Annotated in this window: 15 protein-coding genes and 1 tRNA gene; 7 read left to right on the plus strand and 9 right to left on the minus strand. The window is 61.1% G+C overall.

Going from position 1 to position 15,083, the window contains the following annotated elements; genetic code table 11:
* Positions 1–35: 35 nt before the first annotated feature.
* The 5 genes from QM780_RS15620 to QM780_RS15640 form a co-directional block, all read right to left on the minus strand.
* Complete coding sequence (locus tag QM780_RS15620) at positions 36–1,892, minus strand: ATP-binding protein (RefSeq protein ID WP_415071361.1); 1,857 nt, start codon at positions 1,890–1,892, stop codon at positions 36–38.
* A 223-nt stretch (positions 1,893–2,115) separates the two neighbouring features.
* Positions 2,116–2,346, minus strand: coding sequence for a Trm112 family protein (locus QM780_RS15625; protein ID WP_415071362.1), 231 nt, complete (start codon positions 2,344–2,346; stop codon positions 2,116–2,118).
* A 15-nt stretch (positions 2,347–2,361) separates the two neighbouring features.
* Positions 2,362–3,045: an LON peptidase substrate-binding domain-containing protein gene (locus tag QM780_RS15630; RefSeq protein WP_415071363.1), complete on the minus strand. Its 684-nt coding sequence runs from the start codon at positions 3,043–3,045 to the stop codon at positions 2,362–2,364.
* A gap of 31 nt (positions 3,046–3,076) precedes the next feature.
* The gene (gene trxA / locus QM780_RS15635; protein WP_415071364.1) at positions 3,077–3,997 is read right to left on the minus strand and encodes a thioredoxin; all 921 of its coding nucleotides are present in this window, start codon (positions 3,995–3,997) and stop codon (positions 3,077–3,079) included.
* A gap of 28 nt (positions 3,998–4,025) precedes the next feature.
* Positions 4,026–4,523: a prolyl-tRNA synthetase associated domain-containing protein gene (locus tag QM780_RS15640; protein WP_415071365.1), complete on the minus strand. Its 498-nt coding sequence runs from the start codon at positions 4,521–4,523 to the stop codon at positions 4,026–4,028.
* Positions 4,524–4,707: 184 nt separating this feature from the next.
* Between QM780_RS15640 and QM780_RS15645 the strand changes: the two genes are divergently transcribed.
* The 3 genes from QM780_RS15645 to QM780_RS15655 all read left to right on the plus strand — a co-directional run bounded on the left by QM780_RS15645 (position 4,708) and on the right by QM780_RS15655 (position 5,534).
* A tRNA-Gly gene (locus QM780_RS15645) sits at positions 4,708–4,782 on the plus strand.
* Between the two features lie 241 nt (positions 4,783–5,023).
* Entirely contained in the window at positions 5,024–5,230 is a 207-nt protein-coding gene (locus QM780_RS15650) for a hypothetical protein (protein WP_415071366.1), read from the plus strand.
* 139 nt (positions 5,231–5,369) lie between these two features.
* Positions 5,370–5,534, plus strand: coding sequence for a hypothetical protein (locus QM780_RS15655; protein WP_415071367.1), 165 nt, complete (start codon positions 5,370–5,372; stop codon positions 5,532–5,534).
* 60 nt (positions 5,535–5,594) lie between these two features.
* On the opposite strand, the gene QM780_RS15660 is transcribed toward QM780_RS15655, so the two are convergent.
* Complete coding sequence (locus tag QM780_RS15660; protein ID WP_415071368.1) at positions 5,595–5,939, minus strand: hypothetical protein; 345 nt, start codon at positions 5,937–5,939, stop codon at positions 5,595–5,597.
* 598 nt (positions 5,940–6,537) lie between these two features.
* Here QM780_RS15660 and QM780_RS15665 point away from each other — a divergent pair.
* Genes QM780_RS15665 through QM780_RS15680 form a run of 4 tightly spaced genes read left to right on the plus strand, consistent with a single transcriptional unit; the run spans position 6,538 to position 10,166 of the window.
* Positions 6,538–7,158: a LemA family protein gene (locus tag QM780_RS15665; protein ID WP_415071369.1), complete on the plus strand. Its 621-nt coding sequence runs from the start codon at positions 6,538–6,540 to the stop codon at positions 7,156–7,158.
* Between the two features lie 37 nt (positions 7,159–7,195).
* Positions 7,196–8,041, plus strand: coding sequence for a TPM domain-containing protein (locus QM780_RS15670; RefSeq protein WP_415071370.1), 846 nt, complete (start codon positions 7,196–7,198; stop codon positions 8,039–8,041).
* 37 nt (positions 8,042–8,078) lie between these two features.
* Positions 8,079–8,699: a TPM domain-containing protein gene (locus QM780_RS15675; RefSeq protein ID WP_415071371.1), complete on the plus strand. Its 621-nt coding sequence runs from the start codon at positions 8,079–8,081 to the stop codon at positions 8,697–8,699.
* A 42-nt stretch (positions 8,700–8,741) separates the two neighbouring features.
* Positions 8,742–10,166, plus strand: a complete 1,425-nt coding sequence (locus tag QM780_RS15680) for an MFS transporter (protein WP_415071372.1) — start codon at positions 8,742–8,744, stop codon at positions 10,164–10,166.
* Positions 10,167–10,178: 12 nt separating this feature from the next.
* Here QM780_RS15680 and purH read toward each other — a convergent pair whose 3' ends face one another.
* From purH to QM780_RS15695, 3 genes are all read right to left on the minus strand, one after another.
* Positions 10,179–11,762 (minus strand): bifunctional phosphoribosylaminoimidazolecarboxamide formyltransferase/IMP cyclohydrolase, encoded by a 1,584-nt coding sequence (gene purH, locus QM780_RS15685; protein ID WP_415071373.1) that lies wholly within the window; start codon positions 11,760–11,762, stop codon positions 10,179–10,181.
* A 101-nt stretch (positions 11,763–11,863) separates the two neighbouring features.
* Positions 11,864–13,579 carry a heparinase II/III family protein gene (locus QM780_RS15690; RefSeq protein ID WP_415071374.1) on the minus strand — a complete coding sequence of 572 codons (1,716 nt, stop codon included), beginning with the start codon at positions 13,577–13,579 and terminating at the stop codon, positions 11,864–11,866.
* Positions 13,580–13,672: 93 nt separating this feature from the next.
* Positions 13,673–15,082 carry an RsmB/NOP family class I SAM-dependent RNA methyltransferase gene (locus tag QM780_RS15695; protein ID WP_415071375.1) on the minus strand — a complete coding sequence of 470 codons (1,410 nt, stop codon included), beginning with the start codon at positions 15,080–15,082 and terminating at the stop codon, positions 13,673–13,675.
* Position 15,083 lies beyond the last annotated feature (1 nt).

Here is a 15,083-nt window from a genome sequence, read left to right on the forward strand (position 1 = left end):
TTCCGTGACAGTTTTTAGATCGGACAGTCGTCTGATCAAGCGGCAGGTGGGGCCGCACGGGCCGAAGGGGGCGCCCATCGCAACAGGAGATCGTGGAGATCGCGGGCGTCAAATGGCTTGGCGAGATAGTCATCCATGCCGGCGGCCCGGCAACGGTCGCGGTCCTCGGCGAAGGCGTTGGCCGTCAGCGCGATAATCGGCGGGCAGGGATGATCGAGATCTTTTCGTTCCCGGTAGAGAGCCTTGATCGATTTTGTCGCCATGATGCCGTCGATCTCGGGCATCAAGACGTCCATCAGGATCAGGTCGAACGGCGGCCGCTTGCGTTCGAGCGTCTGCCAGATCGCCGCTATCGCGGACCTGCCGTTCTCGACGACGGATGCCCGGCCGCCGGCGCGTTCGATGATCTTGCAGGCGAGAAGGGCATTGATCTGGTTGTCTTCCGCCACCAGGACGCGAAATGGAGGTTGGGCGACAATCCGGCGGCCGTCGTTGTAATGGCCTTCGGCGATTCCGTTGTTTGCTTCTGCGAATACGGAATTTGCGGCGCTGGGGGCATCGGCTGCGCGAAGCTCGATGCGGGCCGTGAAAACGGCGCCCCTGTTTGGACCGGCGGTGGCTACAATCTCGCCGGACATCGCTTGGGCGATCCGTTTCGATATCGCAAGGCCGAGGCCAGTGCCAAACGGGTTTCGATTGATGGCGCTGGCATCCTGCTCGAACTCGCCGAACAATCTACGCGCCGCCTCGAGCGAAAATCCGATGCCGGAATCGGCGACTTCGATTGCGATGCGTACGCCCCCGGTTTCGGCGGGCCGATCGTTGGCGATGCCGACGCGCAAGGAGACGCTACCTTTGTCGGTGAATTTAATGGCATTCGACAGCAGATTGAGAACGATCTGGCGCAGACGGATCTCATCGCCGTGCACCCATTCCGGCACAGTCTCCAATACGGAAGACGTCAGCAGAAGTTTTTTGGCGACGGCTTCGGGCGACATGAGCTGGATCATCTGGGCGATGCAAGCCCGCAGGGAGAAGATCTCGTTTGCGAGTTCGAGGCGGCCCGCTTCGATCTTGGAAAAATCGAGAATGCCGTCGATCAGTCCGAGCAGAGCGCGCGCGGAATCCTCTGCAACCCGGGCAAAAGTTCGCTGTTCGGGATCAAGCTCGGTGTCGCGCAGCAAGCTAATCATGCCGATGATGCCGTTCATCGGCGTGCGAATTTCGTGGCTCATTGCCGCCAAGAACCGAGATTTTTCACGGGTTGCGCTTTCGGCGCGGTCGCGCGCGCTTCTCAGCGTTTCCTCGATTTCACGTTCGATCGTCACGTCGCGACCGACGCTTTGGATTTCGATGTCGCCTGCCGTCGCCGCGATCTCTGTCTCGTCCCATGCAATCCAGCGATCGCCGGCGCATGTCGGCAAAAGCTCAAGTGTTCGACGGCCCAAGGTCAATGAGCCCAAGGGCTCTTCCGTTCTGAGAGCCGGCGGGCGGTAGCGTGAACCCAGTACCTCGTCGTTGCGCAGGTTGAAGGCGTCGAGAAACGCCGAATTGGCAAAGACGATACGACCATCGCGCGTGCGGCGGACGACGAACTCGCGCTGTGAATCGAGAAACTGGCGGTAGCGGATGGCGCTATCGGACAGGCGCCAACGGGCGTCGTCCAAATCTTCGAGTTGCGCGCATAGCAGCGACCGATCTTGTGCCCGTTTCTGTCTTATCCGCGGCCTCGGCGATCGGAGGACCAACACAAGATTGCAAACGGCGGCGGCGGTCAGCGTGGCGAAGCCGACCAGCGTGGCGAGTATTCCGGTTTCAAAGCCCGCGAGGATCGCAACAAGGCCGAGCACGATCAGCAGCATGCCGGTGGCCGCCGCGATCGAAGCGCTCATGCGCAATGTCCAAGCCGCTCGCTTTTGCCCGTCGTAGGATGAGGACGTATCCACGCCCTCCTCGACGGATTGCGAGTAGATTCTTTTCCGCAGCAATGTTGTGGCCCCTGAATGCGCGGAGACAGTCGGCCGGGGGCCTTTTACAGAATCTAAAGAGACGTGGTTAAGCGCAGCATCGCGGCGATCAAATTTTTTGCATGAGCAGAGGCGCCGGTCGTGCGCGTCAGAGCCGGCGAAGATCTGCGTCGGTCAATTTTCGCGCGGCTTCCTCGATCATCAGCGGCACCCCGTTGCGGATCGGAAATGCCAGACCCGCCGCCTTGCTCAAAAGCTCTTGCGTGTCGGCGTTGTAAACGAGCCTTGTCTTGGTCAACGGACAGACCAGAAACTCGAGCAGTTTCGGATCTACGGCGTTCAAGGCTTCCTCGCCGCCGTCCTCGACGTCATTGCTCATCGTCAATCTCCGGCACTATTGCAGCGTCGTGCCGCTGCTGCCGTTGGAGGCCAAATCGATTTCGGCCAAAGCAACAAGAACTTCGGCTCGCGAGCGCAGATCCTTAGCTTCGAGCAACGCTTGCTTCTCTTCGGGGCCGTAGGGGCACATCACCGACAGGGCATTGATCAGGAATTCGTTCGAGGCGCGCTGGATCGTAGACCAATCCGTCTTGAGGCGGTTGGCTTCAAGGTAGGTTTTCAAGACGCGCAACAAATTCTGGCGGTCGACAAGCTCTTCGCCGAGGCCCTCGGTCAAATCGCTGGCGAACTTGTCGTAGCTTGCCGTCATGATGCGATAAGGCATTTCGGTTTCGGCTTCGCCGACGCATTCGAAACGTGTGATGCCCGTCAGAGTGATGATCAGGCGGCCGTCGTCGAGTTCCTGATAGGACGTCACACGACCGGCACAGCCGACGGTGCGAAGCTCTGCGGTTTTTTCGATCGGGCTTTCCTGCTCGTCATCGCCTGCCACGGCAGGCTGCAGGATGCCGATGACGCGGGCGCCGGACATGACGTGGTCGATCATTTCGAGATAGCGCGGCTCGAAGATGTTGAGGGGCAGGGTGGCCCGCGGCAGCAGGATCGCGCCGCGTAGAGGAAAGACGGGAATCCTCGAGGGCAAATCGGCCGGTCGGCGATAGCGGTCGGTGAGCGTCAAGAGGGATCGTCTCCGCTGGAGGTCGACGGGATCAGCTGAACAGGATGGATGATAGCCTTCGCCGGCCCTCGGCGACCAGCGGCTCTTTCGGGCCCCAGGCGTCGAAAAACTGCAGAAGCTGCTTGCGGGCGGCTTCGTCATTCCATTTGCGGTCCACCCTGACGAGATCAAGCAGAAGTTCAAGCGCGTCCTGGCGGTCGCCGGATGCGCCCAGACCCACAGCGAGATCGAGACGGGCCTGGAAATCCTGGGGATTTTCGAGCACGCGGTTTTTCAGCTCAGTGAGGGCGCCAGTGTCGGCGCCCTTTTCGGCGAGCAGGATCGCCGCCTCGATGCTTTTGACGGCTGCGAGTTCCCGCTTGTCGGGCGGCACGAGTTCGAGCGTCTGCTTGGCGCGTTCGACGTCGCCGCTTTTCATATAGCAGGAGGCGAGACCGGCGATGGCTTCGGCGTTGGTGCGATCTTCCTGGAGTACGGCGGCGAATACCTCGGCGGCGCCTTGCAAGTCGTCCTGCTCGAGAAGTTCAGTGCCGGTCTTCAAAAGATCGGCGATGCCGACCTCGGCGTCGTCGGCGACGAGGCGGTCGATGAAGGCCTTGATGGAGCTTTCCGGCTGCACGCCGACGAAGCCGTCGACGGGCTGACCGTCGCGAAAGGCGTAAACGGTCGGCAGCGATTGAATGCGAAGTTGCGCAGAGATCGCCTGGTTTTCATCGACGTTGACTTTGACGAGGCGAACCTTGCCGCGATAGCTGCGGACCACCTTCTCGATTACCGGTGTCAGTTGTTTGCACGGACCGCACCACGCCGCCCAAAAATCGACGATGACCGGCATCGACTTCGAGGCGTCGATGACATCGGCCTTGAAGGTGGCGGTCGTCGCGTCCTTGACGATATCGGCAGCGCCTGTCGCGCCGAACTCTGCGCCCGCTCCCTTTGCACCGAATTCCATAGAACCAATCTCCTCCCCGCCTAAACCTTCAAGCTGCGGTCAATACCATGACGCGGGGTTCATGACCGGTCGTGCGAATGAACCGCAAAAGGTCGTCGCACGCAATGTTTGTGGTCGCCGTGTTTTCAAGAGGATGACAATTCAGCGTTTCGTCAGCCATCAACGCTTCGTCAACCACGATCTTCACGCGGTTGGCGGTGTCGTTGATGACGGCAAATGCCGTGACGGAGCCTGGCGTCACGCCAAGCGTTTCCATCAGCAACTCGGGTTTGCCAAAGGAAAAGCGGCCGGCGCCCAAGCGCTTTGAAAGGGCTTTGAGATCGACGCGCGTCTCAGCGTTGGCGATGACGAGAAAAAGCGCGCCTTTGTCGTCTTTGAGAAAAAGGTTCTTGGTATGGGCTCCGGGCAGGGGAATCTCGACCTTGTCGCTTTCGGCGACCGTGAAGACGGCGGAATGGTCGACGGTTTCGGTTTTGATCCCGAGGTCAGCCAGGGCGGAAAAGAGTTCTTGACGCGTCAATGGCATCGGTTCTGGGTTCTCTTCATTGGCATAATCGTTGTCCAAGGCGGCTCGCCCGGCCTTCCCGTCCCCGATATATAAGGCGAAGAGCCGCTTTTGCCGCCGTGACTCAAGGGCCTTGCATTGCCCGAACACTTGCGCCATAAGGCGGGTCTTCCGCCGCCGCAAGGCGGCGTAAGCATCTGGATATGCGGGTGTAGCTCAGGGGTAGAGCACGACCTTGCCAAGGTCGGGGTCGAGGGTTCGAATCCCTTCGCCCGCTCCAGTCTCTTCGGATTTCAGCCATACCTCCTGAAATCGACTTTCGGCCAAGCCCGGTTTGGCTTTTCGTCAGGCGGGGTTCGCCTTTCGAAGGGTAGGGCGGCGCCGCATTGTAACACTCGGGCGGCGCATTAGGCCGACCCGTCTCTCTTTACCAAACCGTATTGAGGAGCCGCGCTTTGGTGCGGCTATAGATGGCGCCGCGTCCGGCGTCAGACCGACGCGCGCAAGCAAGGAGAGACTTGATGAAATCAATGTTGGGAGTAGCTATTGCCGCTGCAGTGATGGTTCTTGGCGCGAGTTTCGCGAACGCGGCGAGCCTCAGCAGCGACGTGCATTCGCTCAAACTCATTTCCGAGCAGTCTTCTTCGACTCAGGATGTCTACTGGCGTCGTTGGCATCATCGCCATTGCTGGTGGAGAAATGGTCACCGTCATTGCCGTTACTGGTGAGATCGCATACGGCGCCCGATGCGGCGCCGTATTTCTTTTGACTCATTTCCTTCGCACCGCCGCCGTCGCGACGCCCATCTCACGCCACGAGAAGGGAGAATAATTGCATCCTGCTGGGGTATGAAAGGGTGCAACTCACTTGAAACGCTATGTGCAGTTTCTTCAGGCGGCACTTATCGGCGGAATTCTGGTCGTTCTGATTTTCAGCATTCCGGTCGTCATGGCCGCAACGCCAATCCGCCTTGGTATTTCGTTCATGAGTCCCGCGCAATTTATGCTTGGCCACCAAGGCACGAACGGATAGCGCGCGCATCTGATGCCGCAAACGAAACCGGCCCCTTTCGGGGCCGGAATCGACTGATCGTCAATAGTAGCAATAGGGATGGTGGCGACGATACCAATAGTCGTCGCAAGCGTATCCGCCATAATAGTCGTCGTAATAGGGACCACCGCCGTAGAAATAGATGCCGGGCCCCCAACCGTAATAGCCGCCGCGCCAACCGCGATGACCATACCATCCGTGTCCGCCGTGCCATCGTCCAGCGTATGCGTAATGGCCGCCGAAATGTCCGCCACGGAACCCGCCTCCGTGGAAGCCACCATGAAAGCCGCCACCGCCGTGATAGCCATGCGCATCGGCCGCTGCGGAAAATCCGCCGAGCGCCAAGGCTGCTATCGCCCCGGCGATCACCTTTTTAAATTTTTCCATCTTTTGCTCCATACGATATCGAATCTCGAAACGTTCGATCGCCGGCTGGAAGGAACGTGGTGTCATTAAACAACGTTTCCAATGCATTTCCTGCAATTTTGCATGGCAGGCAGACGACATTCGCGAGGCAGTTTAAGGCGTAGACCAACGATCCATTTTCCATGGCAACGCGGTCCCGTGAGCTTGTGTGAGCGAGTGCAGAAATCTGGGTTTCGTTGGCTATGCGCCGCGAACAATTGCCGTTAAGACACGCGAACCTTAGGTGCCGTTCCAACTTTCGCGGGACCGGACAAACGTTTCGGCATCCATCTAAGAGGATGAATGTTTCGTGCCATAGACAAGCTCTGGCGCGGCTTGTGTTATATTGAGGCCGGTAAACTGAACGCTGGCTGAATAATCGTTAGCCGCGGCGCATCGGGCAAACGGTCGAGGTAACTCTTCCCGTGTTCGCGCTGACGTTTGCTCTAAAGTCGTGACGGTGTCGCTTGAACGTTGCAAACGAAAATCATACGACAAGCGTGCGGTTCAAAGACCGCCTGACAGCATTTCCATCGTCGACACCGAGACCTTCCGATCAGCAACGAGGATCACCTGCGCCATGATCGCCAGCACAAGAACTCTCATTGTTCGTCCGATCGCATTTTTCGCGCTCATCGCCGCGGCCCTGGCGATGGCCGGGTGCGGCGTCAACACGATCCCGACCAAAGAACAGCAGGCCAAGGCTGCCTGGAGCGAGGTGCTGAACCAATATAAGCGCCGCTCCGATCTCATTCCGAATCTGGTCGAGACGGTGAAGGGCTTCGCCGATCAGGAAAAGAGCGTCCTGACGGAGGTGACGAAAGCGCGCGAGCAGACGACGAACATCCAGTTGCCGCCAGATATTCTGACCAATCCGGATGCAATGAAGAAATTCCAGGATGCGCAGGCGACACTCTCAGGTGCGCTCGGGCGATTGATGGCGGTCGTCGAACGCTATCCCGACATCAAATCGGGACAGAACTTCCTGGCCTTGCAGAGCGAGCTTGCGGGAACGGAGAACCGGATCGCCATAGCGCGACGCGACTATATTGCCGCCGTGCAGTCTTATAACACCGAGATCAACACGTTCCCGGGCCGGTTGTGGAAGATGGCGATGTATCCGCAGGCGAAAGACATGGCGACGTTCGACATCTCACCGGCGGAGCAGCAGGTTCCGAAGGTCGATTTCAGCAAGCCTTGAGACGCTGACCGCGTCGACTTTGCCAGGAGCCTGTCCGATGGCTGGCGCCATGCACGCCGCTCGGTCTTCGACATCGCGCAGCGGCGCGTTCGTGCTGCTGCGAGCGATGGCGATACTGTCGTCGCTCGTGGTCATGGTGCTTTCGGTTCCGGCCTTTGCCGATCCGGTCTATCCCGAGCTTGCAGGGCGGGTGACGGATGAAGCGGGCTTGCTGACGCCGGCGGAAAAGGCGGATATCGAAAGCGATCTGGCGTCGCTCGAGCAGACGTCGACTGATCAACTCGCCGTCGTGACCGTCAAATCGCTGCAAGGCTATTCGATCGAGGATTACGGCATCGGCCTCGCGCGAAAATGGGGGATCGGGCAGAAGGGCAAGGACAACGGCATTCTTCTGATCGTCGCGCCGAATGACCGCAAGGTTCGGATCGAGGTCGGCCGCCGGCTCGAACCGTTTCTGACCGACACGATGTCGGCGCTGATCATCGAGAATGCCATCCTGCCGAAATTCCGGCGCGGCGACTTTGCCGGCGGCATCAAGGACGGCGTGCGCGACATCAAATCGGTGGTGCTCGGCGACGCCGAAGAAGTGAAACGGCGCGCGGCGGGATCGCGTGCGCCGGAAGATGATCCGACTGTGATCCTGCATCTCGTCATCTTTTTCCTGATCGTCGCTTTCATCATTTGGGTCAACTATCGCAACGCCCAGGCGATGCGGGCCGGCATGCCGGGTTCGCCGCGGCGGCGCGGAGGCGTTATCATCATTCCAGGCGGCTCAGGCGACTGGGGCGGCGGCTGGTCGAGCGGTGGCGACGGCGGAGGTGGCGGGGGCTGGTCCGGCGGCGGTGGCGATTTCGGCGGTGGCGGGGCTTCGGGGGGCTGGTAACGATGACGATGGCAACGCGAGCGGGTGGCCCACAACGATGAGCTTCATCAGCGCCAAAGATGCGGAACGGATTTCGGCGGCCATAACAAAGGCCGAGCGCCATACGTCGGGCGAGATCGTTGCTGTGGTCGCCGATCAGAGCAGCCGGTATCAGCACATTCCCTTCATGTGGGCGGCGCTGCTGGCATTGATCGTGCCGTGGCCTCTGATCCATTTCACTTGGATGAAGGTGCAGTGGATCTTCCTCATTCAGCTACTGGTCTTCCTCGGACTGCTGGCGCTGGCCTGGCATCCGCGCGTGCGAATGTCGCTCGTGCCGAAAGCGATTCTCAACGCCAACACGCGGCGGCGGGCGAGCGAGCAGTTCCTTGCGCAAAACCTGCATACGACGAGCGGGCGGACCGGTGTCTTGATTTTCGTGTCGGTCGCGGAAAAACGCGTCGAGATCATCGCCGACAGCGGCATCGATGCGCTGGTCGAAAAGGGGACGTGGCAGAACATCGTCGACGATTTCACGGCGGACATCAGCGCACGAAAGCAGGTTGAAGGTTTCGAAAAAGCCATCGCGCGCATCGGCGAGCGGTTGGCCGCGCATTTTCCGCCGGGGACAATCGATCCGAATGAACTGCCAGATCATTTGATCGTCTTGCGAAGCTGATGTTCTGACGAGGGGTTCACAGCCGGAAAACGAGGGGCGGGGATGGCAATCGCAGAACTTGGCACGGGAGCTGTGGCACGTGCGCCGCTTCGCGCGCGCATTTCGTGGATGCTTTTCGATTGGTCGGTTCAGCCTTACTACACGCTGGTGCAGACGTTCCTGTTCGCGCCGTATTTCGCCAATGCGGTGGTTCAGAATTCCGTGTGCGGGACGATGATCGCGGAAGGCAGCGCGAAAGCCGCGTGTGGACAGGCGTTATGGGGATATGCCGCGTCGGTCGCTGGATTGCTGATTGCGATTCTCAGTCCATTGCTCGGCGCGGCGGCCGATGGGCGAGGTTCGCGCAAGCCGTGGATGGCCTGTCTGTCGTTGCTCTTTCTCGCCGGGTTATCAAGCTTGTGGCTCGGCGTGCCGGACGCGGACATGCGAACCGTGCTCATGGTACTTGCGAGCTTCATCGTCGCGACGCTGGCGGCGGAGCTCATGGGGGTGTTTTCGAACGCCATCATGGCCGGCCTGGTGCCGAACGACGAGCTTGGCCGGCTTTCGGGGACCGGATGGGCGGTCGGATATTTCGGCGGGCTTGTCAGCCTTGCAGTCGTCGCCGGATTGCTGGTGCCGATGCCGGGCGAAGCGACGACGATGCTCGGGTTCGAACCGTTGCTACATCTCGATAGCGCCACGCACCAGGGCGATCGGATCACAGGGCCGTTCTCCGCGGTCTGGTTCGTCATCTTCATCATCCCATTTTTCCTGTTCGTCCCCGATCGACACAAGGCCGTTGTTCATCAGGGACGATCGGCCGTGGGCGAACTGTGGGATACGATCAAGTCGTTGCCGTCGATGCCGAGCCTGATGATCTTCCTGATCGCGCGGATGCTCTACACCGATGGGCTTACGGCGATCTTCACCTTCGGCGGCATCTACGGCGCATCGGTGTTCGGATGGGGTCCGCTCGAACTTGGAATTTTTGGGATTGTGCTGGCGCTGGTCGGTGCCTTCGGCGCTCTGTTGGGCGGTTGGCTCGACGACAGCATCGGTGCCAAGACCGTGATCATTCTGGCGCTCGTCGCGCTGATCGCCGGAGCGATCGGTATTCTGTCGGTCGACAAGAACCATATTTTCTTCACGACCGAAGTTGCGGAGAAAGCGGCGGGCTCGAAGCCGTTTTCGTCGCCGGGCGAGCAAGTTTTCCTGGCGTTCGCAATCCTGGTCGGCATCGTATCGGCGCCGGTTCAGGCGGCCAGCCGCTCGCTCCTTGCGCGCATCGCTCCGGCCGACAAGATCACGCAGTTTTTCGGGCTGTTCGCCTTTTCGGGCAAGGTCACGGCGTTTCTGGCGCCGTTCTTCGTCGCGTTTCTCACGCAGGAAACCGGCAGCCAGCGGATCGGCATGAGCGCGATCCTGGCATTTCTGGCAATCGGGGCCGTGATGATGCTGTTCGTCAGAGCGCGGCCGGCGCGCTGAGTTGCCTGCCGGTCAATGGCGGAAGTGGCGGACGCCGGTAAAGACCATCGCGAGCCCGCGCTCGTCGGCGGCCTTGATGACGTCGTCGTCGCGCATCGAGCCGCCGGGCTGAATGACGGCGGTGACGCCTGCTTCAGCCGCTGTGATCAAGCCGTCGGCGAATGGGAAAAACGCGTCCGACGCGACAACCGATCCAATCGTCAGCGATTGGCCAAGACCGAGCGCCTTGGCGGCTTCGGCGGCCTTCCACGCGGCGATGCGTGAGGATTCGACCCGGCTCATCTGGCCGGCGCCGACGCCGACGGTCGCCTGATCTTTCGCATAAACGATGGCGTTCGATTTGACGTGCTTTGCGATCTTGAAGGCGAAGCGGAGGTCTTTCAGTTCGCCTTCGGTCGGGGCGCGCTTGCTGACGACCTTCAGATCGAGATCGTCGGCGTTGCTTGCGTCGCGCGATTGGACGAGGAAGCCTCCGGCGACAGATTTGAAATTGAGACCGGGTGCACGCGAATTTGCCAGCCCACCGGTCAACAGCAAGCGCAGGTTTTTCTTGGCGGCGAAGATGGCCTTGGCGTCGTCGGTCGCATCCGGCGCGATGACGACCTCGGTGAAGATCTTCGTCATCTCTTCAGCGGTTTCGGCGTCGATCATCTTGTTGAGAGCGATGATGCCGCCAAAGGCGCTGACGGGATCGCACGCGAGCGCTTTGCGATAGGCTTCGGCAAGGGAAGCATTGACCGCGACACCGCACGGGTTGGCATGTTTGATGATGGCGACGGCCGGTGTTTTCGCGTCGAATTCGGAGACGAGTTCGAAGGCAGCATCGGTGTCGTTGATGTTGTTGTAGGAGAGTTCCTTACCCTGGACCTGACGCGCCGTCGCGACGCCGACGCGCTCGTCGGCCGACAAATAGAGCGCTGCCGTCTGGTGGGCGTTCTCGCCGTAGCGCAACGCCTGGCCAAGATGACCGCCGAATGCGCGCCAGTCGGGCGCAATCGTGGCAAGCTTGCGGGCGAACCAATTGCTGATCGCCGCATCATAGGCAGCCGTGCGTGCGAAGGCCTTGGCGGCGAGCGCCTGTCGCGTCGCGCGCGTCGTTGCTCCGGCATTCGCGGCGATTTCGGCGAGTATACGTTGATAGTCGGACGGCTCGACCACGACGGTGACGCTGTCGTGGTTCTTAGCGGCGCCGCGGATCATGGCAGGGCCGCCGACGTCGATGTTCTCGACGCAGTCGTCGTAGGATGCACCCTTCGCGACTGTCGTCTCGAACGGATAGAGGTTCACGACCAGAAGGTCGATCGGAACGATGCCGTGTTCGCGAGCGGCGGCGTCATGGACGGCGTTGCCGCGGATGGCGAGAAGGCCGCCGTGAACTTTGGGGTGCAAAGTTTTCACTCGGCCGTCCATCATTTCAGGAAAGCCGGTCAATTCGGAAACGTCCTTGACCGCGAGCCCGGCGGATTTCAAGGCGGCGGCGGTGCCGCCTGTCGAGACCAGCTCAATACCGCGCGCTGCGAGCGTGGCGGCAAATTCGATAAGTCCGGTCTTGTCCGAGACGGAAAGTAAAGCCCGGCGTATTTTTTGATCGGCCATGTTCACCCCAGCTTTTTGCACTGGCCGTTATCACGCGGGGACGCGCGAGGCCATCCCACCGGCGAGCGGCCGCGCGATTGTGCCGCGCAGCGCGCCGGCCATCAGACCCTAGTGACTTCCGGAGCGTCGATCCGCATCGACCAATGGACCGAGGTTTCGCCGTAGGTGGTGCCGCGAAGTACGATCTGGAGGCTCGGGCGCGGGCCGGCGCTATCGACGAAATAAAGACTTTCCTCGATCGAGGTTCGGGCCGTGTCGTCGGCGGTAAAAATCCAGTTTTCGCCGTCGGGGAGCGTAATGCGGCATCGGCCATGACCGTCGGCGCTGCAGCGGCAATCGGGGTGGAGATGAAAATGGATGGCGTACGGCAGATCCTGTTTCAGCCGCAGCGTGCCTTTCGGCGGTTCCAGCGTGTCGACGCCGTCAAGCCTGTCGCCTTTGGACGACAGTGACAGACGTCGGCTGTGAATCAGTCCGAAGCGTTTGACGTAGCCATCGTGGCTGGCGAGCACTTCCGCCTGATTGGAGCCGTCGTGGAATTCGCAGGTGACGGTGTCGGGTCCGCGAATGGGCAGGCCGTCGATCATCGTCTCCAATTGGTCGTGGCGGATGAGGCGCGAGGAGGATGTTTCGGCGAGGCAAAGCGTGTTGTGACTGACGGTTGCCCGTGCGGCGGATTCCCAATCGCGGTCCGCTGGTCCCGGAAAGCCGCCGTTGGCAAAAATCAGATGTTGTCGCGAGGTCATTTCGAACGACAGAGCGCCGGCCTGAGCTTCGGTCGAGAGTTCAAGCGGCGGCGGCGAGCCGATATCGACCAAGACGATGGTCGGGCCGCGCTCGAGCCGGGCGTAGCCTGACGGACGCGCGATCGGCATCACATCGAATTCGCCGCTGGCATAGCCGAGGACGGTGGCCAGTGCGGCGGGCGATCCGGTGCTGACGCCGTTGAAGCGCGCGAGCATGCCATTGCCAAGGCGCATGAAACGCAAGAAGCGCAGAGATTTCTTGATCGCGGCGTTGATTTCCTCCGGCGCAACGAGGGCACGCGAGCTGAAGCATTGGCCGAGAGGCAGAAGATCGAGCACGAGATCGGAGAGGGTGCTGGCGCTCCGGCTGATGTGGCCGCCGTCGTCGAGGATCTGCCGTTTCAGCTCGGCGACGAGCAAGGCTTCCGTTTCTTTCAGCTGCTTGTCGTGGCCGGAAATGGCCAATCCGGACAAGACGAGCGCGATGAGGCAGATCATACGCGGGACGCCATCAGGAGCGTTCCGCCATGTCGTCCGCAGCGCCACGATCTGTTGGCCGATGCTCGACATGATCTGCGTGTAGGCCCGCGCATCGAGGTTTTCGAGCAGCATGTTGGCTTGCGAGATCCAGGAGATCAGCCGTCGGGCGATCACCTCGGGCTCGTAAGCGGTGCCGTGCGACATCTTCTTCAGCGCGATCCATTCAAGGACCAAATCGCGGGCGGCGGTCGCGGGTTCTTCCTCTTCGGTCGCGGCGAGGTGACGAAGCCAGCCGAAGCCGTGGAGTTCGCGTTCCCAGGCGATGCTCGGCGGCGCGATGCGAAACGGAGAGGCACCCTTGAGGTCGGCGATTTGTGCGGCGAGGCCGAAATAGCCATGAGCGACTTCGGTCCAGAAGCTTGGATCGGCGGCTCTCAGCTCTTGCGGAACGATGAGGATTTGATCGGCGCCGTTGCTCGCGTAGCGCCAGCGCAGAAGAGGTGAGGATAGCGTCAGGGTCACGGCGCGGCGACGCAATCGCTCGACCGAGAGCGAGCGGATCTTCAGCCGTTCCGAGACGTTGAGGCTCAAAGTCCGGCTCCCCTCCTGCGCCATGCCGTTTCAGAATGGCTTAGACGGCGACCTCATTCAAAACAAGGCGGACCTGTTCGCTGGCCGGCGCACTCAACAGGACTTCACCAGAGTGGCGGCGAAAAAGCCGTCAAGTCCTTGGAGACCTTCGGGTAAATCGGCGAAATGCGTCGGCAGCGTCCGAAGGTCGCCGCCTTCTGTGCGCCAGGACATCGGAACAGTCATTTCATCGAGCATGACCGGTCGCCGGGTGAAATTCAGGTGACGGGCAAGGAAGGCTGCGACCTGCTGCTCGCCTTCTTCAGGCTCAAGCGAACAAATGCAATAGACGAGCGTGCCGCCTGGCTTCAGCAACTCTGTCGCATGGTCGAGCAGCTTGGCCTGCAGCGCGGCGAGCGCAGGGATATCCTCCGGCCGCTTCAGGTAGAGAACATCGGGATGGCGCCGAATGGTGCCGGTTGCCGTGCAAGGCGCGTCGAGAAGGATGGCGTCGAACGCCTTGCCGGTGGGGAAGGTGAGCGCATCGGAGACGACGGTTTTTGCGGTGAGCCCGAGGCGTGAAAGGTTCTCGGTGAGACGCGCCAATCGGCCGGAGGATTTGTCGACGGCGGTGACGTCGGCGCCTGCGGCAGCAAGTTGGGCGGTCTTGCCGCCCGGGGCGGCACAGAGATCGAGTACGGACTGTCCGGCGACATCTCCGAAAAGTTTGATCGGCAAAGCCGCGGCGGCGTCCTGGACCCACCACGCTCCTTCGGTATAGCCAGGAAGATCTTCGATGCGTCCGGCTTCGGCGCAGCGAACCGATCCTGTCGGCAGAACGACTGCGCCGATTTTGGCGGCCCACGCTTCCGGATCGGATTTGACGGTCAGATCGAGAGCAGGCTCGATCAAAGATGCTCGCGCGATCTGCCGCGCGGTCGCGGCGCCATACGCATCTGTCCAACGCGACAGCATCCAATCGGGGAACGTCAGCGCGACGTTATCGAGGGAAGACAGTCTTCCCTGTCCGCTTTCACTGACGCGGCGCAGAACGGCATTCGCCAGGTTGGCGAACCGCTTGGCCGAGCGGTCGGCGCGGCACTGATCGACGGCGAGCGAAATGGCGGCATGCGGTGGCGTCTTTAAAATCAAAAGCTGCGTGACGGCAGCGAGCAGAATTTCGTCGAGGCGGCCCATACGTTCGGGCAGGGGCTTCGCCAGATAGGTGCTGAGCATGGCTTGCAAAGCTCCGCGCTGGCGCAGCGCCGTCGTCGCGATCAGGCGGGCGAATGCACGATCGCGGGCGGGCAGGTCGCGGGCGGCCGCGGCGCGCGAGAAGGCTTCATCGAAGGGCCGGCGTTCGACCAATACCGTGTAGAGCGCTGACACGGCGACATCGCGTGTTTTCAGACCGTCATTGGTCTGGGCGCCGCGTCGGCCTGCGGCGGGTCCTGGCGAAACGCGCCCGGCGCGCGCCGGCCCCGGCTGCGCGGCAGATTTCCTGGATTTCGTGATGTCTTTCACA

The sequence above is a fragment of the Hyphomicrobium sp. genome, assembly GCF_047600905.1.
Lineage (GTDB): Bacteria > Pseudomonadota > Alphaproteobacteria > Rhizobiales > Hyphomicrobiaceae > Hyphomicrobium_B.

Excerpts from the sequence above, each read along its gene's own strand:
- QM780_RS15620 (WP_415071361.1), bottom strand. The coding sequence starts at position 1,892 with ATGAGCGCTTCGATCGCGGCGGCCACCGGCATGCTGCTGATCGTGCTC.
- QM780_RS15625 (WP_415071362.1), bottom strand. The coding sequence starts at position 2,346 with ATGAGCAATGACGTCGAGGACGGCGGCGAGGAAGCCTTGAACGCCGTA.
- trxA (WP_415071364.1), bottom strand. The coding sequence starts at position 3,997 with ATGGAATTCGGTGCAAAGGGAGCGGGCGCAGAGTTCGGCGCGACAGGC.
- QM780_RS15640 (WP_415071365.1), bottom strand. The coding sequence starts at position 4,523 with ATGCCATTGACGCGTCAAGAACTCTTTTCCGCCCTGGCTGACCTCGGG.
- QM780_RS15650 (WP_415071366.1), top strand. The coding sequence starts at position 5,024 with ATGAAATCAATGTTGGGAGTAGCTATTGCCGCTGCAGTGATGGTTCTT.
- QM780_RS15660 (WP_415071368.1), bottom strand. The coding sequence starts at position 5,939 with ATGGAAAAATTTAAAAAGGTGATCGCCGGGGCGATAGCAGCCTTGGCG.
- QM780_RS15665 (WP_415071369.1), top strand. The coding sequence starts at position 6,538 with ATGATCGCCAGCACAAGAACTCTCATTGTTCGTCCGATCGCATTTTTC.
- QM780_RS15670 (WP_415071370.1), top strand. The coding sequence starts at position 7,196 with ATGGCTGGCGCCATGCACGCCGCTCGGTCTTCGACATCGCGCAGCGGC.
- QM780_RS15675 (WP_415071371.1), top strand. The coding sequence starts at position 8,079 with ATGAGCTTCATCAGCGCCAAAGATGCGGAACGGATTTCGGCGGCCATA.
- QM780_RS15680 (WP_415071372.1), top strand. The coding sequence starts at position 8,742 with ATGGCAATCGCAGAACTTGGCACGGGAGCTGTGGCACGTGCGCCGCTT.
- purH (WP_415071373.1), bottom strand. The coding sequence starts at position 11,762 with ATGGCCGATCAAAAAATACGCCGGGCTTTACTTTCCGTCTCGGACAAG.